At 62.8% G+C, this 21,631-nt stretch carries 19 protein-coding genes and 1 riboswitch; of the genes, 11 read left to right on the top strand and 8 right to left on the bottom strand.

The window, feature by feature from the left end:
• A partial coding sequence (locus ACIQT2_RS21060) for an ABC transporter permease subunit (RefSeq protein ID WP_402950436.1) occupies positions 1-242 on the bottom strand: 242 nt, incomplete at its 3' end.
• Positions 243-244: 2 nt separating this feature from the next.
• Positions 245-1,039, bottom strand: a complete 795-nt coding sequence (locus ACIQT2_RS21055; RefSeq protein ID WP_400336540.1) for an amino acid ABC transporter ATP-binding protein — start codon at positions 1,037-1,039, stop codon at positions 245-247.
• A gap of 1,087 nt (positions 1,040-2,126) precedes the next feature.
• Here ACIQT2_RS21055 and ACIQT2_RS21050 point away from each other — a divergent pair.
• Positions 2,127-3,845: a hypothetical protein gene (locus ACIQT2_RS21050; protein WP_402950433.1), complete on the top strand. Its 1,719-nt coding sequence runs from the start codon at positions 2,127-2,129 to the stop codon at positions 3,843-3,845.
• An 80-nt stretch (positions 3,846-3,925) separates the two neighbouring features.
• Here ACIQT2_RS21050 and ACIQT2_RS21045 read toward each other — a convergent pair whose 3' ends face one another.
• Positions 3,926-4,390 (bottom strand): MarR family winged helix-turn-helix transcriptional regulator, encoded by a 465-nt coding sequence (locus ACIQT2_RS21045; RefSeq protein ID WP_400336542.1) that lies wholly within the window; start codon positions 4,388-4,390, stop codon positions 3,926-3,928.
• 85 nt (positions 4,391-4,475) lie between these two features.
• On the opposite strand from ACIQT2_RS21045, the gene ACIQT2_RS21040 reads away from it, so the two are divergent.
• On the top strand, positions 4,476-5,651 hold the full coding sequence (locus tag ACIQT2_RS21040) for a phosphotransferase (protein WP_402950430.1): 1,176 nt from the start codon (positions 4,476-4,478) through the stop codon (positions 5,649-5,651).
• A gap of 115 nt (positions 5,652-5,766) precedes the next feature.
• On the opposite strand, the gene ACIQT2_RS21035 is transcribed toward ACIQT2_RS21040, so the two are convergent.
• Genes ACIQT2_RS21035 through ACIQT2_RS21025 form a run of 3 tightly spaced genes read right to left on the bottom strand, consistent with a single transcriptional unit; the run spans position 5,767 to position 8,401 of the window.
• Positions 5,767-6,339, bottom strand: a complete 573-nt coding sequence (locus ACIQT2_RS21035) for a flavin reductase family protein (RefSeq protein ID WP_400336544.1) — start codon at positions 6,337-6,339, stop codon at positions 5,767-5,769.
• A gap of 2 nt (positions 6,340-6,341) precedes the next feature.
• Positions 6,342-7,388, bottom strand: coding sequence for a methionine synthase (locus ACIQT2_RS21030; protein ID WP_400336545.1), 1,047 nt, complete (start codon positions 7,386-7,388; stop codon positions 6,342-6,344).
• Between the two features lie 20 nt (positions 7,389-7,408).
• Positions 7,409-8,401 (bottom strand): DUF1852 domain-containing protein, encoded by a 993-nt coding sequence (locus ACIQT2_RS21025; protein WP_400336546.1) that lies wholly within the window; start codon positions 8,399-8,401, stop codon positions 7,409-7,411.
• A gap of 123 nt (positions 8,402-8,524) precedes the next feature.
• On the opposite strand from ACIQT2_RS21025, the gene ACIQT2_RS21020 reads away from it, so the two are divergent.
• Positions 8,525-9,466 carry a LysR family transcriptional regulator gene (locus tag ACIQT2_RS21020; protein ID WP_400336547.1) on the top strand — a complete coding sequence of 314 codons (942 nt, stop codon included), beginning with the start codon at positions 8,525-8,527 and terminating at the stop codon, positions 9,464-9,466.
• Positions 9,467-9,535: 69 nt separating this feature from the next.
• Here ACIQT2_RS21020 and ACIQT2_RS21015 read toward each other — a convergent pair whose 3' ends face one another.
• Positions 9,536-9,709 carry a hypothetical protein gene (locus ACIQT2_RS21015; protein WP_400336548.1) on the bottom strand — a complete coding sequence of 58 codons (174 nt, stop codon included), beginning with the start codon at positions 9,707-9,709 and terminating at the stop codon, positions 9,536-9,538.
• Between the two features lie 260 nt (positions 9,710-9,969).
• Positions 9,970-11,313, bottom strand: coding sequence for a PLP-dependent cysteine synthase family protein (locus ACIQT2_RS21010; protein ID WP_400336549.1), 1,344 nt, complete (start codon positions 11,311-11,313; stop codon positions 9,970-9,972).
• Positions 11,314-11,539: 226 nt separating this feature from the next.
• A riboswitch (SAM riboswitch) is annotated at positions 11,540-11,649 on the top strand.
• A gap of 35 nt (positions 11,650-11,684) precedes the next feature.
• Here ACIQT2_RS21010 and ACIQT2_RS21005 point away from each other — a divergent pair.
• The 8 genes from ACIQT2_RS21005 to ACIQT2_RS20970 all read left to right on the top strand — a co-directional run bounded on the left by ACIQT2_RS21005 (position 11,685) and on the right by ACIQT2_RS20970 (position 21,618).
• On the top strand, positions 11,685-12,782 hold the full coding sequence (locus tag ACIQT2_RS21005; protein WP_402950427.1) for an LLM class flavin-dependent oxidoreductase: 1,098 nt from the start codon (positions 11,685-11,687) through the stop codon (positions 12,780-12,782).
• A gap of 41 nt (positions 12,783-12,823) precedes the next feature.
• On the top strand, positions 12,824-14,239 hold the full coding sequence (locus ACIQT2_RS21000) for an NtaA/DmoA family FMN-dependent monooxygenase (protein WP_402950425.1): 1,416 nt from the start codon (positions 12,824-12,826) through the stop codon (positions 14,237-14,239).
• Positions 14,236-15,873 carry an ABC transporter substrate-binding protein gene (locus tag ACIQT2_RS20995; RefSeq protein ID WP_402950423.1) on the top strand — a complete coding sequence of 546 codons (1,638 nt, stop codon included), beginning with the start codon at positions 14,236-14,238 and terminating at the stop codon, positions 15,871-15,873. The genes ACIQT2_RS21000 and ACIQT2_RS20995 overlap by 4 nt, the downstream gene beginning before the upstream one ends.
• A 7-nt stretch (positions 15,874-15,880) precedes the next feature.
• A complete protein-coding gene (locus ACIQT2_RS20990; protein WP_402950421.1) occupies positions 15,881-16,828 on the top strand; it encodes an ABC transporter permease in 948 nt (315 codons plus the stop codon).
• 10 nt (positions 16,829-16,838) lie between these two features.
• Positions 16,839-17,792 (top strand): ABC transporter permease, encoded by a 954-nt coding sequence (locus ACIQT2_RS20985; RefSeq protein ID WP_402950419.1) that lies wholly within the window; start codon positions 16,839-16,841, stop codon positions 17,790-17,792.
• On the top strand, positions 17,789-19,435 hold the full coding sequence (locus ACIQT2_RS20980) for a dipeptide ABC transporter ATP-binding protein (protein WP_402950417.1): 1,647 nt from the start codon (positions 17,789-17,791) through the stop codon (positions 19,433-19,435). The genes ACIQT2_RS20985 and ACIQT2_RS20980 overlap by 4 nt, the downstream gene beginning before the upstream one ends.
• A gap of 125 nt (positions 19,436-19,560) precedes the next feature.
• Positions 19,561-19,842, top strand: a complete 282-nt coding sequence (locus tag ACIQT2_RS20975; RefSeq protein WP_400336556.1) for a hypothetical protein — start codon at positions 19,561-19,563, stop codon at positions 19,840-19,842.
• Positions 19,843-20,487: 645 nt separating this feature from the next.
• Positions 20,488-21,618, top strand: a complete 1,131-nt coding sequence (locus ACIQT2_RS20970; protein ID WP_402950415.1) for an ABC transporter substrate-binding protein — start codon at positions 20,488-20,490, stop codon at positions 21,616-21,618.
• The last annotated feature ends 13 nt before the right edge of the window (positions 21,619-21,631 follow it).

Genomic DNA, 21,631 nt, shown 5'->3' with positions numbered 1-21,631 from the left:
GTGGATAACCGGAGGGCGTATTGGGGGAGGCCGAAGTAGATCAGGAACAGCCAGGTGATCGGGGGGATGACCCGGACGATGTTGATGTACAGGGACGCAATGGTGCGGATGATCCCGATGGGGGAGCGGGCCGCTCCGACCAGGACGAGTCCGATGATCCCGCCGAAGAGGAGGGAAGCGCCGGTGACGTAGAGGGTTTGGCCGACGCCTTGGGCGATGGAGGCCAGGAGTTGGGTGATCATGGTTACCGGTCCAGGACGGCTTTGAGGAATTGCCGGGTGCGTTCGTTCTGCGGGGCGGACATGACTTGTTCGGACGGCCCGATTTCCAGGACCCCGCCGTTGCCCATGACCATGATCCGGTCCGAAACATCGCGGGCGAAGTGCATTTCGTGGGTGACCACCAGCATGGTCATGCCTTCATCAGCCAAATCCCGCATGACGGCGAGGACTTCGAGGCCGATTTCGGGGTCAAGGGCCGAGGTCGGCTCGTCGAAGAGCATGACTTTTGGGGATAGGGCCAGGGCGCGGGCGATCGCGATGCGCTGCTGCTGCCCGCCCGAGAGCCGGGCCGGGTACGCGGAGGCCTTGTCCGGCAAACCCACACGCTTGAGGAGTTTGTTCGCGACTTCTTCGGCCTGGTCCTTGGAGGAACCCAACACCTTCCGTTGCGGGAGGGTGATGTTTTCCATCACGGTCAGGTGCGGGAAGAGGTTGAAGCTTTGGAACACCATGCCCGTGACCCGGCGCAAGTGATCCAGGCTGGCCTTGTCAGGCAGCCTCGCCCCGCCAGCGACCACCTTCGCGCCGCCGATCGCGATGGTGCCCTCGGACGGGGTCTCAAGGTAGTTCAAGCACCGCAGGAACGTGGACTTACCCGCACCGGAAGGCCCGATGATCGAAACCACCTCACCCTCGGCCATGGACAGGTCCACGTCCTTCAGCACCTGGATGACCCCGTACTTCTTACCCAGCCCGGCCACCTCGACCTCGCCAGTGAGAGCCGTAGGGGGAGCTTTCGTGCCAAAACTTAAGCCCATTTTTGGTTCCTTCAAATAGGCGGGACAGTTAGTCCCTGACGACGTTCGATTGAGAGTGTGGGCTCCGTCGGAGCTCCGAGAGATTGAAGAAGTGCAGCTGACTTGTAGCCCGCCCCACGTTCCTTGTGCTGTACGTCACTCTACTGAGAAGGGAGTGTGTTGTCTAGATATGTGATCACACATCACCAAAGAAATTTTCTGACGAAGAGGCTGGAGGCCTGTTGGGCGGCCAGTGCAGTCTGGACGGAGGCTACTCGAGGTGGCCGGTTCGACGCCGCCAGCCAACCTTTTCCGGGCAAGGCGCGGCAGGACACCTGCAAGCCGTGGAGGCGCACGACGCGGATCAAATTTGCCACGCGGCGGCTAAAGATCTTCAACTGGCTCGGGCGCGGATTCGTCATGCAATGCGGCAGGTGGCCAACCGCCTTGTCAGGACCGGCTTCTAGGATAACTATTGCTTGGCCTTGGAATGCAAGCGTGCCCCATGGGACGACAACGAGTTGGTTAGAACAAGCAGATCGGCAGTGCAAGAGGATTTCAAGGTGGGCTGCCACGCCACGGTCCATGATTGATTGTGGCTTACCCACGCGGTGAAGCACCCGGCCGCCCGCGCACCGGATAGGTCTGCCTCCACATGATCGCCGACCCTGCAGGGAGTCTCCTAACCCGGCCGGCCAGCGATTCGACCAGCCAGCAATGGGGTAGCAAGGACAGGAAAAGAGGAGGGCGGCACGGAAGTGTCGCCCTCTCCTCAGATTGTGCGGGACTGTCGGCGAAACCGGATCGGTGAGGCCACAGACTTGATCATTTGTCGCGTCCAAAGCGGATCGCGCCGTGTCGTGAACTAGAACACGATTCTTCCGTAGTAATCAGCACTGGTGCCACACAAGTTCCATGGGACAACCGGAAGTTGGTGCGCCTGGGCCGCCACAGTCGTCGTGGTGTCCCTTAGGCAACACCAAGACGCGAACATTTGAGTGCGGGAGGCTGGAGTATGAGAGTGGATCGACGGGCGTTGATCAGGGGTGGCGGACTTGCCTTGGCTGCCGGTGTGGTCGCGGCACAACCTGCTGCGGCAGCTACGGCCGTGACGAAGAGTGCCAAACGCACGTATTACGCATCGGACTTCGGCATTTTGCCCAAGGCCTACATGCCGACACACCAAGTAGGGGACAGGAAGTACAGCCGGGGTAAGCTCGGTGAGCCCAATGTGCAGGCGGTTGGTAGTGCTCCAGGCACGGCGGCCATAGATCAATCGGATGAGATCAACGCATTTCTGTCCCAAATTTCAAGTCTCGGTGGGGGCATTGCCATTTTTGAAGGTGATGCGAGCCAGCTCACTGGCTATGGCGTGAAAAAGCCGATTGTCATGCTCCCCGATGTAGCCATTTGGGGACTTGGTTGGAATAAGACAACCTTCTTTCTTCTGGACGGCGCCAATTGTTCGGTCTTTGTCAACAGTCCCGGGCAGTCAAGCAACTACCAGGCTCTCCGCGACCTAAGGATCAACGGAAACCGTTGGGGTCAGGACTTTGGCGTCCTGGATTACGCGACGCCGGGTGCCGCCATTGGTGATCTCACCAAGCACCCCGCAGATGCCAACAACTGGCAATTCAACTCCCACGGCATCCTCATGGTGCCTGACTACAAGAATCCGCTGGCCACCGCCGGTGGCGATACGTACGCCCACTTTGAAAATATCTATGTAGTCAACCCGTACGGCAGTGCAGCGATGACCAGCAAGATCGGCGGTGAGATCCGGTTTCGCAATATTGTGTCGCAGGGGGCAGGAGGAAACGGATTCCAGGCCGGTTTCGACACCTTTCTTAGTGATGTCACAGTAGCTGTCTCCGAGCATCATGGTTTCCTCCAGGCGAATGGCTCCACGCGGTTCAGCAACACCAAGGCGTTTTGGTGTGGTCAGGTGTTCGAGCGTTGGCAAGTTGGAGGTGGTTCGATAAACACCCGTCGGGCCTCGGCCGGGTACAAGATTGTGGGTGGCACCTGCGAGTTTGCGTCTTCGGAGGCGCAAAACTGCGGGGGAGAGGGATTCCTGTTCGTGGATGCAGAGAGCGTCAATGGACAAATCTCGGCTTTTGCCAATAACATGCTGGCCGACAGCGACACGAGGTCCAATCCGGCAAAACTTCCCGGAATTCCGTACGACTACGTCAACGATGCTGTCTGGACCAACAAAGCGTCCAAGCCAGCTCCTACGCCCGAGAATTATCCTGGCGTCCGTCTGAACGGTAAGAGCAGGTACAACAATCTGGTGATCACTTCGCGTACTGCCGGCTTGCAGGGAAGCGGTCCGCTGGGCCAGCAGGCGTATGCCCTGGGACTTGACGCAGCCAATGGCACGGTGAAGAACAATATCTCTGTCACACATTCGGATGGATATGACGGCAAGAGAATCAAAGGAATCCTCACATCCGTATTAAACGGTGATATAGGGGAAACCATCCAGGCCCGCGATGTTCATTCAGCGATTGTCAACAACTGGATTGTTGCCGACGGAAAAGCAATGAGCGACGCCGTTCGCCAAGCCCCGGACGACCTATTTACCATCGATGTACCGGGAACCTACATCGCCATGGGCTCAGGCGACATGCAAGGGACGGTTGCCAACACCAAATATAGGAACCATCCGTTCGCTGGTGGGATGGTCAGGATTATTTGCAGTGAATTCAACGGGCATCTTGCCATGGAAGCCATCAGGCTTGATGAGGCCGTGGCACCGTTCACCAGCATCAAGTTCGTTACGGACGCGAATTGGCAGGCGTGGACGAAGCGCAGCCGTGCGTGATTTTGGCTGAGCACTTAACTGCGGGGTGCAGGGCTATGCGCCTCAAAGGAGACGCATAGCCCTGTCTATGGACCGGCACCCTACTGCTGTGCGTCAGTGCCCGTTGCCCCCGGAGTGATTGCTATCTCGAACAGTGCTTGGCGTAGTTCGCGGTAGCGTTCGGCACCCAGTGCCTGTGCCCAGCGTTCTTCGGTGGCGGCGATGATGTGCAGTGAGACGTCAACGGCGGCATGGCCCTGCTGGGTCAGGGTCACTATTTTCGCGCGCTTGTCCGCCGGATCACCGGCGAAGCTGACGTAGCCCTCGCGTTCCAAGTAGTTCATGAATTGGCCAATTCCAGCCTTGGTGATGGTGGCGCGCTCGGCCAACTCGGTGAGGCGGATTCCTTCACCCGGGATCAACGACATCACCCGGTAGTGGGAGGGCCGCAGCCCGGGGATGGACCGGGCCTGGATCGCTGATCTCAAGTTCCCAAAGGCGCCACCCAGAAGCGCCGCAATGTGCGGCAAGGAATCCGCGGGGGCTGAACCATTGACGTCGGTCATAAACCAACTTTACCATCTAGTTAGTAAAGCTGGTTTACTGTTGCTGGTCGGCTCGACCACAGCCACTAGTCGGAGGGACGAACCCATGAAGGCCGCCGTACTCAACAACATGGACGCACTCGGCCCCGCAGCCCTCGACCCAGGTGCGCTGGCGGGCATCGCAGCCGCCGCCTTGGATGCGCCGTCGGTGGAATTGCTGTCGGCCAGCGCTTCGGAGATCACTTTCCCGATGTTCAACATGACCACCGGGGGCCTTTGGCGGGTTGATGGAACTGCCCGGATCGGATCCGCTGAAGACTCCGCCCCTTTCAGCGTGGTGGTGAAGCTTGTTCAATCCCCGCTGCTGTGGGGCGGCATCGAGCAGGTCCCACCGCAGATGCGCCGCGACATGGTGCGCCACTACCCATGGCGCACCGAGGCAGAGGTGTACGCCTCGGATCTGGCCGACGCCATGCCTGCAGGCGGCCGGCTCCCCAAGGTCTACAGCATCCAGGACACGGACGAACAGCGGACCGCGATGTGGATGGAGGACGTCACCGAAAGCCCGGGCGCGGTATGGGACGACGACAGATTCCGTGACGCGGCCACCCTGCTCGGCAGGCTCGCCGGAAGCACAGCAGTCAAGGACCGTGGCCCGGCCCTTCGCGTGGAAAAGGACGCGGACAGGATGCGCTTTTTCCTCAAAGGAGTCGGCGCGATGCTCCTCATACCCGGTATTCAAGGAGATGACCTTTGGAGGATCCCCGCCGTGGCCGAAGCCGCGGATCCGCACTTGATTGCCGGGCTTCGCTCGCTCACCCTCCGGGCGGCCGGGCTCATGGAGGAGATGATTGCGCTTCCGGCGCTGCCCGCACACGGAGACGCCAGCCCACAAAACCTCCTGATCGAGAGGACAGACGGCGCGTCCACAGAGTTCGCGGTCATCGACTGGGGCCTGTACGGAGGAGCCTGTGCCGGATTTGACCTTGGCCAGTTGCTGGCCGGTCTGGTCAACCAAGGCACCATGAGCGGGGAAGAGCTCTATCGACTGGAACCCTTGTGCCTTAAGGCCTACTGCGAGGGCCTGGCCGACGCCGGCGTCGAGACCCCCGAAGCCGAAGTGCGTCGAGGCCACGCGGCATCCATGGCCCTCTTCACAGGACTCACGGCAGTAGCTACCCAGCGCCTGGCCGAACCCGACTCCGGCGAACTCCGCACCCTGGTCGCCGGACGCGTGCACATGGCCCGCTTCGTACTCGACCTGCTGGCGTCCACGGACTGAACCGGCAGAGGCCCTTCAGGGAAGTTGTTCCGATGTTAACGAGGACGACGGCGGGAGTTGCCCTCCCGCCGTCGTCCGCGTTATCGCTTCCCGCCTCGCATAAGCCCGGCGGCAATCAGCCTTCGAGCCTTGAATGCTCGCCCAGGCGGTGCCATGAACGGTTGTGGTAGACCAGGGCGTCGCCGGGTTCGCCCGCTTGGACGTCACGCAGCACGCGGGACTCCAGGGCGTGAACGGCCAGGATGGTGGAGGTCCCCACCTCCATGCGATCGATGACGGCGCAGCGCACCCAGGCGCGGACATCGTCATACACCGCTTCGCCGGTCGGAAGGGCCGACCAGCGGTGAGTCTGGTCAAAGCGATCGGCGCCGGGAGTGGCCCCAAACTTGGCCAGGTCGACGTCGTGCGCATCCAGCAGGTGCACGACGACGGTTTCGGCGCGCGAAAGCACCTTGGACGACGAGGACAGTGCCGAGACCGAGAAAATCAGCAACGGAGGTTCCGCACTCACTGACACCACCGACGATACCGTCAGCGCCACCGGCCCTTCGCCCGCATCCGCCGTGACGACGGCGACACCTCCCGGGTGGCCCCTGAACAGTGCCTTGAATTCGTCGGCCGAGAGGGAGGACGGGAAGCTTTGCTTCGGATCCGCAAGCCACGTGTCTGTGGGGTAGGCGTGAAACATCGTTACGACACCGTGGGGGCGGAACGGGCGAGTTCCTCGCGAATGATGTTAGTCCCGGCACTGAGAGCACTCAGCTTGGCCAGCGCGACGTCCCGGGGGAACGGTGCCATGCCGCAGTTGGAGCTGGGGATGAGCTTGTCCGCATCCACGAACTGCAGTGCCTTGCGGAGGGTGTCGGCCACCTCCTCCGGGGTCTCGACGGTCTCGCTTGCGACGTCGATTGCCCCGAGCATGACTTTCTTGCCCCGGAGGAGCTCGATGAGGTCCATGGGCACATGGGAGTTCTGGGATTCCAGCGAGATGATGTCGATGCTGGAACTCTGCAGCAACGGGAACGTTTCCTCGTACTGCCGCCACTGTGAGCCGAGCGTCGCCTTCCAGTCATTGTTCGCCTTGATCCCGTAGCCGTAACAGATATGTACAGCGGTCTCAGCGCGCAGTCCTTCTGCGGCTCTCTCAAGCGCAGCCACACCCCAGTCCTTGACCTCATCGAGGAAGACATTGAACGCGGGCTCGTCGAACTGGATGATGTCCACGCCGGCGGCCTCGAGTTCTTTAGCCTCCTGGTTCAGGATCGCGGCGAACTCCCAGGCCAGCTTCTCGCGGCTCTTGTAGTGGTCATCGAAGAGCGTGTCCACCATCGTCATTGGACCGGGAAGGGTCCATTTGATCGGCCGGTCGGTGGCTGCGCGGAGGAACTTTGCGTCTTCCACGAATACCGGGCGTTCGCGGCGCACCGGCCCGACGACGGTCGGCACGCTGGCGTCGTAGCGGTCGCGGATGCGCACGGTCTTGCGCTGTTCAAAGTCGACCCCGCTGAGATGCTCGATGAAGGTCGTCACGAAGTGCTGGCGGGTTTGCTCGCCGTCGCTGACAATGTTGATTCCGCGGCGGCTCTGCTCGTGGAGCGCGATGCGCAGCGCATCCTGCTTGCCCTCGAGCAGGGCATCTCCCTCCAGCTTCCACGGGGACCAAAGAGTCTCCGGCTGTGCGAGCCACGATGGTTTCGGCAGGCTTCCGACAACGGTGGTAGGCAAAAGTGTGTTCATGATTGACGATTCTCCGTGAGTCAGTTGACGAGAGCGGGGTAGTTGGCGGTCCACTGGTCCAGCAGGTCCTTGTGGGGCGTGATGAAGTGCTCCTCCGTGTACTTCGCCTGCTTGACCGCCAGCTGACTGCGCTCGACGCGGTCGTAGGCGATCTGCGTCCGCGAGTAGTCCTGCTCTCCCAGGCTGGGCTGATAGACGACGGCGGCGGCGGAGTTCGCGTTGTAAACCTCCGGGCGGTAGATCTTCTGGAATGTCTCCATGGTGCTGATCGTGCCGATCAGTTGCAGGTTGGAGTAGTCATTGAGCAGGTCGCCGCGGAAATAGAAGGCGAGGGGAGCCACGCTGCCGCGTGGCATAAAGTAGCGCACCTGCAGTCCCATTTTTGCGAAGTACGCGTCCGTGAGTGAGAACTCGTCCTGCTGGTACTCGACGCCCAGGACCGGGTGACGGTTCTCCGTTCGACGGTACGTCTTGCTCGTTGAGACGCTGATGCACACCACCGGGGGCTGCGGGAAGCGTTCCTGGCAGGCCGGGGAATCGAGGAATTGCTGGAACAGTTTGCCGTGAAGATCGCCGAAGTTCCCGGGAACGGTGGGCTTGCCCGCTTCTGCTGTTGCCGCCGGCAGTACCACGCTGAAGTCGAAGTCGCGGACGTAGGAGGAGAAGTTGTTCCCGACAATCCCTTGGTGACGGACACCGTTCAGCTGGTCGACGATCTGGATGTCGAGAACCTCGAACAGGGGGAACTGCTGATCCGTACCTTCCGCCGTGAACTGTATCTGCACGGAAACGATCTCAAGCTCGAGCGTGTAGCGGTCCCGGTCCGGGTTGTCCCAGTCTGCGAGATCGTTGAAGCGGCGGCGGATCATGGTCAAGGCGTTGCGGAGGTTCTCCTGGCGGTGCTCGCCCCGTGCGAGGTTGGCGAAGTTCGTCGTGATCCGGGAGCCTTCCGACGGGGTGTAGTCCTCGTCGAACCGGGTCGTGGTGATATTGAAGCTGAAATCGTCTGCCATTTGCTGCCAATCCGTTGATGATGGGCCGGAGACGGCCTTTCAGAAGGGGACGTATCCATGGTGCAGCCTTTCGAGGGGTATCAGGTAACTCGTGGTTGCTATGCATTCATATAGAATTTGCCTATGGCCCAGATTTCGAGCGGATTGACCCTGCAGCAACTCCGCTACTTCATAGAGGTTGCAGCGGAGGGGTCGATCTCTGCGGCTGCCGATCTGCTCTACGTAGCGCAGCCGACAATGTCCGCAGCGATGAAGGACCTCGAGACCCGGGTAGGCCGTGCTCTCCTTGTTCGTTCCGCCCGCGGGGTCACCCTCACCGAGGACGGGGCAGAGTTCCTCGGCTATGCAAGGCAGGTGGTCGAGCAGTTCGCCCTCCTCGAGCAGCGCTACCTCGGCAGGCCACCGACGCGACGTCTGCTCGGGGTGTCAACGCAGCACTACTCGTTCGCGGTGGACGCGTTCGTCCGGATGGTCAAGGCCTCTGAGGTGGCCGAATACGAGTTCTCGCTCCGTGAGTCCCGCACCTGGGACATCATCGAGGATGTCCGTACGCTCCGCAGCGAGGTAGGCATCCTCTACCGGAACGATTTCAACCGGAAGGTCATCGACAAGCTGCTCCGGGAATCCGGGCTCGCGTTCACACCGCTTTTCCTCGCAGATCCACACATTTTCATTTCACGGAAGAACCCGCTCGCCGCAAAAGAGCGAGCGACACTCGACGATCTCGCCGGCTTGCCGCGGCTGACCTTCGACCAAGGTGCGAACAACTCTTTTTATTTCGCCGAGGAGATTCTCTCCACCCTGTCCAGTAAACAGGAGATCCGGGTCTCTGACCGTGCCACGATCTTCAACCTCATGATCGGGCTGCACGGCTATACGATCTCGACGGGCATCATCAGCGGGCAGCTGGACCCGGAGATCGTCGCCATCCCGCTCGACGTTGACGAACGCATCGAGATCGGCTGGATCGGTCACGCCGCGATTCCGCTGACCGACCAAGCGCAGCGCTACCTTGGGGAATTGCGGGCCGTCGTAGCTGAGTTTGGCGTAGCGCTACTCGACTGACTGAAATCTCAGCGGACGGTGTCAGTTTGGCCGCCACCTGCGGAGGCCGCTGAGCAGTTGACCGAGGTTTCAGCCTGCCCCTCCGGGACCTGCCCATGAGCCGAAATCACCGTGGATCCCTTTGCCGCGTTCGTCGTCGTCCTTGCCGCATCGACGGCACCGCCGGTACACCGTTCCATCGTCGGCGTGTTCGACGTGCCATTCGTGCCGGATGTTCAGTTTGCAGAGCAAAGCCTGGATCATGGCCGCCTCCGGTTCACAGCATGGACTCCGTACATCCCATGATGGCCTCCCTGAAGATTCATGGAAAGTGATTGCTACTGTTCCGAAGCGCACGCGCGATCCGTGTTTAGGGGACCCGTGTCTGGAACCATCATCTGGCCGGTTTGGCTGCCGGGCAGGGACGATCGCGGTAGGGGGCGTGGCGTGGCAGACGGGGTGGAGTTACCCCGCCTTGCCAGGGCCGTCTACGACCACAGGTCCACGGTTTCACCGGATGAGGATCAGCGCAGCGTAGCGGCGATCCGACCGTCGACCAGGACTGCCGCTACTTCCGTCAGGTCAGGCGTCTCCGAGGCGGGGACGCCGACCGCGACGGTCCTGTAAGCAACAGCCGCCGAAGCAGCAGGAGCTGCGTCATCCACCGAGGACAACGACTCCAGGGTCACTACACCCACAACTTCGCGCGGGTGGACGGTTCCAAAGCTATCGCCACGGTCCAGCACCAGGAACGCCGGCTCGCTTGGCCCCAGCGACCGGGTGTGAAGTTCGACGGCGGCCTCCGCCGCTGTCAGGCCGTTCGCCAGGAGATGAACTCCGGCAGGCGCACCGGTGAGGAGCGAGCGGATGGTTCCGTCCGGCGTCGTCGGTTCCAGGAAGCCGAGCGAGGTGAGCCACGCGTCGTCGAAATAGGTGGAGAGGTAGTTCCTGCCCGAGTCGGGGATGACCGCAACGATGGTGTGGCTTTCATCCAAGGTGGCTGCAAGTTCCAGAGCCGCCGCCAAGGCTGTGCCTCCCGTGGCGCCAATGAGCAGCCCTTCCTCGAGTGCTGCACGGCGGGCGGTGAAGATGGCGTCGCGATCGCTGATGCTGAAGTACTTGTCCACCAAGGTGGTGTCGAACGCTTCAGGCCAGATGTCCTCCGCGGAGGCCGGGTGAAGGGGGTGACCGGCACCTTCGGTGTATTTGAGTGAGCCGTTGCCGCCACCGTAGCGGGAGTGCTCAGGGTCTGCCGCAATGACCTGGACCAGGCCGTCGCTGGCTTCCTTCAAGTAGCGGCCGGTGCCGCTGATGGTCCCTCCGGTTCCGACGCTCGCAACGAAATGCGTCACCGCACCCTCAGTGTCTTTCCATATTTCAGGTCCTGTGCCGGCAAAGTGCGCGTCGGGGTTGGCCGGGTTGTCGTACTGGAGTGCCAGCCAGGCACCCGGGGTTGAGGCTGCAAAGGCCGCCGCTCGGTTCGCCAGATGGTCCGGGTGTGAGCGCGGCACGAAGTCGGCCACCAGGTGCACTTCTGCCCCGAAAGCCCGGAGCAGCCGGACCTTTTCCGCTGCAGTGGCAGCGGGAGCGAAGATCACCGAACGGTAGCCCAGTTGTGCCGCCACCAGGCTCAGCCCGATCCCGGTATTACCGCTGGTTCCTTCAACCACCGTCCCGCCAGCCTTTAAGAGTCCGGCCTGTTCAGCTGCGCGGATCATGGACAGTGCAGCGCGGTCCTTGACGCTGCCACCAATGTTCTGGAACTCCAGCTTCGCGTAAATGCGTGGCCGGACGCCCGCGCCGAGCTTCTTCAAACGGAGCAGGGGAGTGCCACCGATGGCATCGAGGACTGATTCGTAGACGGTCATGCCGCCCACGCTAGGAGGCAGGAAAACCGCGCGCCAAAAAGCGTTGAGCAACACGTCAGGCGTCGCTACATGCGGCTCAACGCGACGCAACGCATCGTCACGCGGGGGTACAGGCCGGAGTGGAAAATGACGAACTTGGCAGCCCGTTGACGCGATGTTTCCCGCGTTGACGCCCCGCGTCAGGGCGTTTGTACATTCCTTGGAGGTGCTTCTAGATTCAGTTCCAGGTCAAGAGTCAGCGCGCCAAGGACCGGCTCGCGCTGCGGCAACCCTCAGGCATTAGGTGGCGGGGTGCTCCGGAAACAGACCTGGCCGCGTTTGCGGCAAGTGAATGTCAACCGGCCGCGCGGCGGCCTCTGAAAAGAGAGAACATGCCTTCAAATTCTGTACCCGAATTCCGTTCACGCGTTGTTGGGCTGGAGCTCGACGGCGATGGAGCCCACCCGGCTGCGTGGCGAAAGGCGCTCCACGATCCGCAGGCGCTGTTGGGGGGCTTTCGGATCCGTGAGACTGTCCAGGCCGCCGATATCGCGGGATTTCACCTTGCCACGTTCAAGGACACCCGGGCCGTGGATGCCGACAGCACAGGAATCCCAACGCGTATCGACGCCATTCAGCGCGCCGCGTTCGCAGCGCCACTCACGGGCTCCCTGGGCCTGGTTCCGGAAGCAGGAACGCTCTTCACCGAGCCATTCCACATCGCAACCCAGCTCGCCAGCCTGGACTACTCCTCCCAGGGCAGGGCCGGTTGGTTGGTGAATACCGCGAACCTGCTGGAGGAAGCCCGCACCGTGGGCCGCACGCCGCTGGGAGAGAACGAGGTCGCGGCCGAGGCAGCCGATGTGGTCCAAGCCAGCCGCAGGCTCTGGGATTCCTGGGAAGATGACGCCGTGATCCGGGACGTGTCCACGGGCCGCTACCTCGACCGGGACAAGCTGCATTACGCCGACTTCGAAGGTAACCGCTTCTCAGTTAAGGGACCGTCCATCATCCCCCGTCCCCTGCAGGGGCAGTTGGTGGTATTTGCCCCCGCGGACCTCATTCCCGCCGTCGAGGCAGACGTTGCCTTGGCATCCGCAACCACTGTCGAGGCGCTTCCGCAGGCGGCCCACGCGGCAGCAGCGGCGGGCGCACAGCGGACACTGGTAGAGCTGGACGTCATTCTGGACGCCCGCGGACAGACGGCCGAGGAGCGCTTGGCCGAATTGGACGCCCACGAGGAATGGCGGAGTGGAGCCCGCTACGCCGGAAGCGCCGAAGGCCTGGTGGAAGTGCTCACCACGCTGTTCGCAGCGGCAGACGGCGTTCGCCTCAAGCCTGCTGTCCTGGACGTCGACCTCCCCGAACTGGCCTACAAAGTGCTGCCGGCTCTACACAAGACCGGGCTGGTGACGCCTCTCAAACCGGGCACCACGCTGCGGGAAACGTTCCAGCTTCCGCGCCCGGCCAACCGCTTTGCCGCGGCCTGACCGACGCCGACTCATCACAGAAACCACAAGAGAGCTCACCCATGACCAAGCACCACCGCATCGCAGGCAACGGGCAGATCCAGTTCGGCGTCTTCTTCCAGGGCGTCAACCACACCACGGTCTGGAAGGACGCAGCCAGCGGCTCGCAGACCGATTTCGAATCCTTCCGCCGCGTGGCCCAGACAGCTGAACGGGGTCTCTTTACCGCGTTCTTCCTGGGCGAGGGGCTCCGCCTCCGCGAGCACCTCGGCAAGATCCACGACCTTGACGTCGCAGGGCGCCCGGACGCCCAGACCGCCCTCGCTGCCCTGGCAGCCATCACCACCAACATCGGCCTGGTGGCTACCCAGAACACCACCTACAACGACCCCGCAGACCTCGCCCACCGCCTGGCCAGCCTGGACCTCCTGTCCGACGGCCGGGCCGCGTGGAACATCGTCACCACGGACAACGCATGGACCGGCGCCAACTTCCGGCGCGGCGGGTTCCTCAAGCACGAGGACCGCTATATCCGTGCCGAAGCGTTCGTCCAGACGGCCAAAGCGATCTGGGATTCCTGGGCCGACGGCGCAATCGCCGGGTCCCGGAACGACGCCCGCTGGCTCCGCGAGGACAGCATCACACCCGTGCACCGCAAGGATGCAAGCTTCGACGTCGAGATCACCGGCCGCCTCCCGCGCTCCACCCAGCACCACCCGGTGCTGTTCCAGGCCGGCGACTCACCCGATGGCCGGGACTTCGCCGTGCGGAACGCCGACGTGATCTTCTCGGCGCACCCCGAACTGGAGGACGCGAAGAAATTCCGCGAAGACATCGTCGCCCGTACCCTCAAAGCAGGCCGCCCGGCCGATGACGTGAAGATCTTCCCCGGCCAGGAATTCATCCTCGGAGCCACGTCCGCCGAGGCGGAAGAGAAACACCAATGGGTCCGCTCCCAACAGGTGGGTCCGGAAACGGCCATCGCCTACCTGGAACAGTACTGGGGCCGCACCCTGGCCGGGTACGACCCCGACGGGCCCCTCCCGGACATCGACCCGGTGGTTGACGTCACCAACCCCACCCGCGGCAACGCCTTCCACGGCAAGAGCGCCAAGGAGCTCGCTGCCCAGTGGCGTGAGGAAGCCAAGGACAAGGGCTTGTCCATCCGGCAGTTCGTCGCCGCCAGGTCCCGCCTCAATGGCCGTGGCCTGGTGGGATCCTACGATGACGTCGCCGACAAGCTTGCCGAATACGCCCACACCGGGGCGGTGGACGGCTTCAACATCACCCCGTGGATCGTTCCTTCCGGCCTGGACGAAATCGTCAATGAACTCGTTCCCAGGCTGCAGGACCGCGGCGTGTACCGCACCGAATACGAAGGCAGCACCCTCCGCGAAAACCTCGGCCTCCGTGCGCCGCTGACCCAGCGCAGTTCACTCACCAGCACCCAACTCACCGAAAGCGAAGACGTCGCATGAGACTCCCCAAACCGGCCCCAGCAGGCCGCGGAAAGAAACCCGCCGCCGTCGCCGGCGTCCTGGGAGCCATTGCGCTCCTGGCCTCCGCTTGCGGTGGAGGGGCCGACGCCGGTGCGCAGCAAAGTGCCGCGTCCTCGCCCGTTCCGGGTGGGAACCTGAACTTCGCTGTTTCCGTTGACCGTGGCTGCATCGACCCGCAGCAGGTAGGCAACAACGACGCGATCGCGATTGCCCGCCAGACCGTGGCCTCCTTGACCTCGCAGGACCCGAAGACCGGCGAAATCGTGCCGTGGCTGGCCGAGAAGTTCGAGAACAACGCTGATGCCACCAGCTTCACTTTCACCCTGCGCACCGGCGCGAGCTACGCGGACGGGACTGCCATCGACGCCCAGTCGGTGAAAACCAACTTCGAAGCCATCAAGGCCCTCGGCGCCAAGGCAACCCTGGGCTCCACCTACCTGAGCGATGTCAGCGCCATCACCGTCAAGGATCCGCAGACCGTTGTGGTGGACTTCTCCAAGCCCAACGCCCAGTTCCTGCAGGCAACGTCCACGTTCACCCTGGGGCTCCTGTCTCCGGCTTCGGCCAAGCTCTCCGAAGCAGACCGTTGCGCCGGAAAGTTCTCCGGCTCGGGTCCGTTCAACGTCAAGAGCTACACCGTGGACAAGGAAGCCGTGCTCGAACGCCGTGCAGGCTACAACTGGCCGTCTTCCACCAACAGCAACAAGGGCGAGGCGTACCTGGACACAGTGACGTTCAAGATCATCCCGGAAGCAGGCAACCGCACGGGCAGCCTGCAGTCCGGGCAGATTGACGCGACGGCAGCGATCTCGGCCGCGGACATCGGACTGTTCAGTGGCAACGGCTTCTGGAACGAAACCCGGGCCAACCCGGGAGTCGTCTACAACCTGTACTCCAACGAGTCCAACCCCAAGTTGAAGGAGACCGCGGTCCGACAGGCCATCTCCAAGGCCATCAACCGCGAAGAAATCACCAAGACGCTGCTCACGGAGGCGGACCAGCCTGCCAAGGGCGTCCTGTCCCACACCACCCCCTACTTCAAGGACTACAGTTCGCTGCTGGCCCACGATCCGGACGGTGCCAAAAAGCTCCTGGACGACGCCGGATGGAAGCCCGGAGCGGACGGCATCCGCGAGAAGAACGGCGAGAAGCTCTCCTTCAAGGTCACCTACTGGCAGTCACCAAAGGAAGTCCTGGAACTCATCCAGCAGCAGCTCAAGGAAATCGGCGTTGACCTGCAGTTGAAGTTCACCACGATCGCCGATGTCACGGCTGCCCAGGCGGATAAGACCTATGACTTCTCCTACGGCAACCTGACCCGAAGCGACCCGGACGTCCTGCGCACGGTCTTTGCCTCCAACACTGCCCGCGGTGGCAGCAACCTCCGCGATAAGCTCCCCGTTGATGACACCCTGGGCGAGCAGGCCGCGGCCCTGGACAAGGATGCCCGCCAAAAGCTGGTGGACCAGGCCCAGGAGGCCCTGATCAAGGATGCACACTCCATCCCGCTGTACGAGCTCTCCACCACGATCTCTGCCAGCGGGAAGGTCCACGACCTCAAGTTTGAGGCGTCCAGCCGCTTGGACTTCTACGACGCCTGGCTGAGCAAGTAGGCATCCCATGATCCGCTACATCGGCCGTCGGTTACTGCAGGGAGCGTTCGTTCTCTGGGCCGCTTACACCGTGTCCTTCCTGATCCTGTACTTGCTGCCCGGCGACGCCGTGAGCATCATGGCCAGCGGCGACGAACAGAACGCCGTGGACCCTGCGCTCGTGGCCAAGCTGCGTAGCGAGTACGGACTGGACAGGCCAATCCACGAGCAATACTTCATTGCCTTGGTGAAAGCCCTGCAATTGGACTTCGGGGTCTCGATCAAGAACGGCGTGCCTGCCACGACCACGGTGGCCGAAGTGATGCCGGAAACCATCAAGCTGGCCATCGCCGGTTTCGCGTTGGCTGTGGTGCTCGGAAGCGTGTTGGCAGTGGTTGCGGCGTTCAGCCGCAACCGCTGGATCCGCACGGTATTCTCCTCGCTCCCACCGCTGGGAATCGCCGTGCCCACGTTCTGGATCGGCCTGCTGCTGCTTCAGTTCTTCTCCTTCCGGTTGCGTTTGTTCCCTGCGATCGGCAACGACGGCGCTGAGAGCCTGGTGTTGCCGGCGTTGACTCTGGCGATACCCACCTCAGCGGTGATCGCCCAGTTGCTCACGCGCAGCCTTCACCAGACACTCGGGGAGCCATACATCGAGCAAATCAGGGCCAAAGGAGCCAGCGAAGCACTGATCAACTTTGGCCATGCCCTGCGGAATGCGGCCATTCCCACGCTGACCATGTTGGGCATCCTGGTGGGCAACCTTCTGGCCGGAGCCGTGGTGAGTGAGACCGTGTTTTCCCGCGCAGGGATCGGCCGGCTTACTGTCACAGCGGTGAACAGCAGGGACATCCCCGTGGTTCAGACCTTGGTTGTCCTGGCCGCTGCCATTTTTGTGGTCACCAGTCTGATTGTCGATCTGATCTACCCACTCGTGGATCCGCGCATCAACACCGCGCGCGGAGCCAAGGCCTAGGAGGGCCAGCATGTCGCAGCAACTTGATACCCGGGTGGAAAGCCCTCTACCGGCTTCTCCTTCATTGCCGCCTTCCGGCCTGGGGGAAGACGCAGCAGCCGTCCACCCGGCGTCGGGCGTGGCCGCGAAGTACCCCCGGGCGGGGCGACTGGCGAGGGCAGCCGCGGCACGTCCCGGCCTGGTGCTGTCCGTACTGGTCGTCGCGCTCGTGATCCTTTGGGCCCTGGTCCCGACGGCCTTCACCTCCTGGCCGCCAGACACGGGCGTTCCTTCGGCACGGCTCAAGGCACCTTCGCCCGAGCACTGGTTCGGCACGGACAGCCTGGGCCGCGATCTGTTCTCCCGCGTGGTCCACGGTTCGGCGACATCCCTGGCGGCCACCGCGGTTGCCGTGGCCGTCGGACTCGTTGCGGGTTCTGCGTTGGGCTTGCTTGCCGGCTCACTCCGGGGCTGGGTGGACGATGTGATCATGCGCGTCATGGATGTGCTCCTGGCCATCCCCAGCCTGCTGCTCTCGCTGGCTTTGATCACGGTCCTGGGGTTCGGGACCATCAACATTGCCGTCGCCGTAGGCGTGGCGAGTGTGGCCAACTTCGCCCGGATCATGCGTGCCGAGACGCTGCGCGTCAATACGGCCGTGTATGTTGAGGCGGCGCGCTCGGCCGGTGTCCGCTGGCACAACATCCTGCTCCGGCATGTCCTTCCCAACGCCGCTGGACCGGTCCTGGCGTTGTCCGCCCTGGAATTCGGTATGGCCGTGCTCTCCATTTCGTCCCTGAGCTTCCTTGGCTTCGGCGCACCACCACCGGCCGCCGAGTGGGGTTCCCTCGTGGCCGGAGGCCGCGACTACCTGGTGGCGGCCTGGTGGTTGGTGACCTTGCCCGGCGTGGTGATTGCCGCCGTCGTGCTTTCCACCAACCGCATCTCACACGCGTTCCAGGACGCTGAAAGGAACCGTGCATGAGCCCGCTGCTCAGGGTCCAAGACCTCCAGGTGGAGTACCTGGTCAACGGCGAGGCGAAGACTGCCGTGTCCGGGGTGTCCTTTGAAGTCAACGCCGGCGAAGTAGTGGCAATCGTGGGGGAGTCGGGCTCCGGCAAGACTACCACTGCGCATTCCATCATCAACCTGCTTCCCGGCAATGCCAGATTCTCCTCCGGCAGCATTGCGTTCGACGGCGTTGATCTCACCCAACTGACCCGCAAGGAATGGCAGGGTGTCCGGGGTAGGGAGATCGGGCTGATACCCCAGGACCCCACTGCGTCCCTGGACCCGCTCCAGAAGGTGGGCGAGCAGGTGGCGGAAGCCTTGACGATCCACAGGATCCAGCCCAAGAAAGAAGCACGGCGGCGGGCCGTTGGGCTGTTGCGGGAGAGTGGCATCCGTGACGCTGAAACCCGCGCACGGCAGTACCCGCACCAGTTTTCCGGGGGTATGCGGCAACGTGTCCTGATCGCAACGGCACTCGCCGCGCAACCCAAACTCGTGATCGCAGACGAACCCACCAGCGCCCTGGATGTCACCGTCCAGCGACAGATCCTGGACAACATCGCTGCCCTGACCACCGAGCGCGGCACGGCTGTCCTCCTGATCACGCATGACCTCGGCGTCGCCGCGGACCGGGCGGACAGGATCATCGTCATGAAGCAGGGCGTGGTTGTGGAGGAAGGGTCCGCGGCCGAGGTCCTGGGAGACCCGAACCACGAGTACACCCGGCAACTCATCGAGGCCGCCCCCGGGCTGAGCCCACGGCGGTTACGTACAGTATCTGCTGTCGAGCGTTCGACGGCGGGTGGTGCCGTTTTGGTGGAAGCGACCGCCCTGCGCAAGGTCTTCCCGCTGCCCCGGACAGCTGGTGGTGCCCGGAGCCTCACCGCCGTGGACGATGTCTCCCTTGATATCCGAAGCGGCGAGACTCTGGCATTGGTGGGCGAATCGGGGTCCGGAAAGAGCACCGTGGCGCGGTTGCTGCTGCGTCTCGAGAAGCCAACGTCCGGTTCGGTAGTGTTCGACGGCGTCGACCTAGCCTCCGTGCGTGGTGAACGGCTGCGGCAGCTCCGGCGCCGTTTCCAAGTGGTGTTCCAAAGTCCCTATGCCTCGGTGGATCCACGCTTCTCGGTGGAGGACATCATTGCTGAACCGCTCAGGGCATTTTCCGAGGGCACTCCAGGCGGGAGGCGGGAACGGGTGAGCTCCTTGCTGGAGGAAGTGCATCTGCCCTCCGACTACGCCTCGCGGCGCCCGGCTGAGCTCTCAGGAGGGCAAAGGCAGCGCGTAGCGATCGCCCGGGCGTTGGCGTTGAAACCCGAACTTGTGGTGCTGGACGAGGCGGTCTCGGCCCTGGATGTGTCAGTCCAGGCCCAGATCCTGTCGCTGCTGGTGGAACTGCAGGAACAGGAGTCGTTGAGCTACCTGTTCATCTCGCACGACCTCGCCGTGGTGCAGCAAATCTCGGACCGCGTCGCAGTGATGCAATCCGGGAAGCTCGTGGAAATCGGCGACGCCACGGACGTCCTGGTAAACCCGGCGGAGGAATACACGAAGGCGCTTATCAGTGCGATCCCGGGCCGTCGGCTGACTCTGAACAAATGTGGCAACGGTATTTGACAATGGCCACTGGGCAACGGCTCTTCGATGATGCGATGCGTTTGACAGGCTGTTTTAGGGCTGGAAGAGTGGGCAGCTCGCTGATGCAACCGGCGGCCCTTTCCCAGAGGCCGGAGGCCTTCGCAATGACCGACATCCACATCAGCCCTTTCCTGGACGAGCGCGTAGTCCAAGACCCAACCCTTGATGACAGCCTCGACCTCGGCACACTTTACGGGTTGTACGTGAGCTGGTGCCTGACCGCTGGCCAGCACCCCGCACCTCAGGACGTGTTCTGCACGGCACTGCGACACCATGGCGTGGCCCACGACGACGAACAAGGCCTGGTCCGTGTCTATCCGGGTCTGCGGATCCTCGATCCCCTCACGGACAGTGATGCCATCGCCGGGGCAGCTGCCTCTCCGTAGAACCCGGGCCGCGCTGCTGGTTTGCCTGTTTCACGTCCTGGCGGCAGTGGGGTTTTGAAGCCGGCGGCGGCTGGGGGGAGAGTCTCGGTCTCAGAAGACTCTGTCGCCGCCGGCTTCGTTCTGGGCCGGACCGCCTTTCGACGGCCGGAGCACCGGTTGGAGGAGACCACCGATGCGATGCGGTGGAAGTTCGGCGATGCTTGGGGCTAACCGTCCTTCCATAAACCAGTCAACAGTTCAGCGGGGTGAGGAACACGAGTAGTTTGTACTCGATTTACGGCAACGTGCCGGGGCGTTCTGGGGACTTGTACTCACAAACAACGTCCCGACTACTTGGAATCCGAGCCACAGATGCCGGCTTCAATGACGAAATTGGACGCTGCGTAACGCCACATTGCGGTCCATGAAGGTGCACGACTCCCAGTGACCGAAGGTGTCTTTTTTCATTGTCTGGGGTCACACGGCAACCGTAATCTCAATGCAGCCAAGGCCGCAGGGCAGTAATTCCTGCAGCCGCCGCCTCCCGACCCGGACCGTACGTTCACGGACCTGTCCCGGGTTGCAGGCTACCCCGCATCTGCATCACCATCTCCGTTCCAGGCTTGGACCCAGCAAGCCTGCCCTCTCCCCGAAGGAACACGTCCCGTGTCGTCACCCCAAGACAACTCCTCCACCCGCATCGTTGCCGGTGAATCCGCCAAGCCCAAACACCGCGCCCTTAAGATCGGCATTGCAGCAGGCGTGGTCCTGCTGATCGGTGCCGGCGCAGCAGTAGCTTCCGTTGTGTCGAACAACAACCAGGCAGCCCCGGCAGTGACCACCTCGCCGGCGGCTGAGCTGAAGCTTGGTTACTTCAGCAACGTCACGCACGGCCCGGCGTTGGTGGGTACCAGCAAGGGCTTCATCGCCAAGGAACTCGGCAGCACCAAGCTCAGCACCCAGGTGTTCAACGCCGGCCCGGCCGCGATCGAAGCCCTGAACGCCGGCGCGATCGATGCCACGTACATCGGCCCGAACCCAGCCATCAACTCCTTCGTCAAGAGCAACGGGGAGTCCATCAGCATCATCGCCGGTGCGGCAGCCGGTGGTGCCCAGTTGGTGGTCAAGCCGGAGATCAACTCCGCAGCGGACCTCAAAGGCAAGGTCCTGGCCTCGCCGCAGCTCGGCGGCACCCAGGACGTGGCGCTGCGGGCTTGGCTGGGGCACCAGGGGTACAAGACCAACCCGGATGGCAGTGGTGATGTGACCATCAACCCCACCGAGAACGCCCAGACGTTGAAGTTGTTCCAGGACGGAAAGCTCGACGGCGCGTGGTTGCCTGAGCCGTGGGCCTCCCGTCTGGTGCTCGAAGCCGGGGCGAAGGTCCTGGTGGATGAAAAGGACCTGTGGGAGAAGGGTGATTTCACCACCACCATCCTGATCGTGAACAAGAAGTTCGCCGCCGAACACCCCGAGACCGTCAAGGCGTTGTTGAAGGGCCACGTTGAATCCGTGAACTGGCTGAACTCCGCCTCGGCCGAGGAGAAGGCCACCACCATCAACGCCGTGTTGAAGGACACCGCGGGCAAGCCACTCCCGGCCAATGTGATCGACCGGGCGTTGCAGAACATCAAGTTCACCACCGACCCGCTGGCCGGGACCTACAAGAAGCTCCTCCAGGACGGCGTGGACGCAGGCACCACCAAGACCGCCGACATCAACGGCATCTTCGACCTCCGCACCCTGAACGAAGTGGAAGGCAAGAAGACCTCCGCCGCCGGACTCGGCCAGGAATAGCAAGGCACGCAAC

Origin of the sequence: Paenarthrobacter sp. NPDC090522 (assembly GCF_044769225.1) — a bacterium.
Classification (GTDB): domain Bacteria; phylum Actinomycetota; class Actinomycetes; order Actinomycetales; family Micrococcaceae; genus Arthrobacter.
Note: the sequence above shows the minus strand (reverse complement) of the source record. Positions and strands in the feature narration are given on the sequence as shown.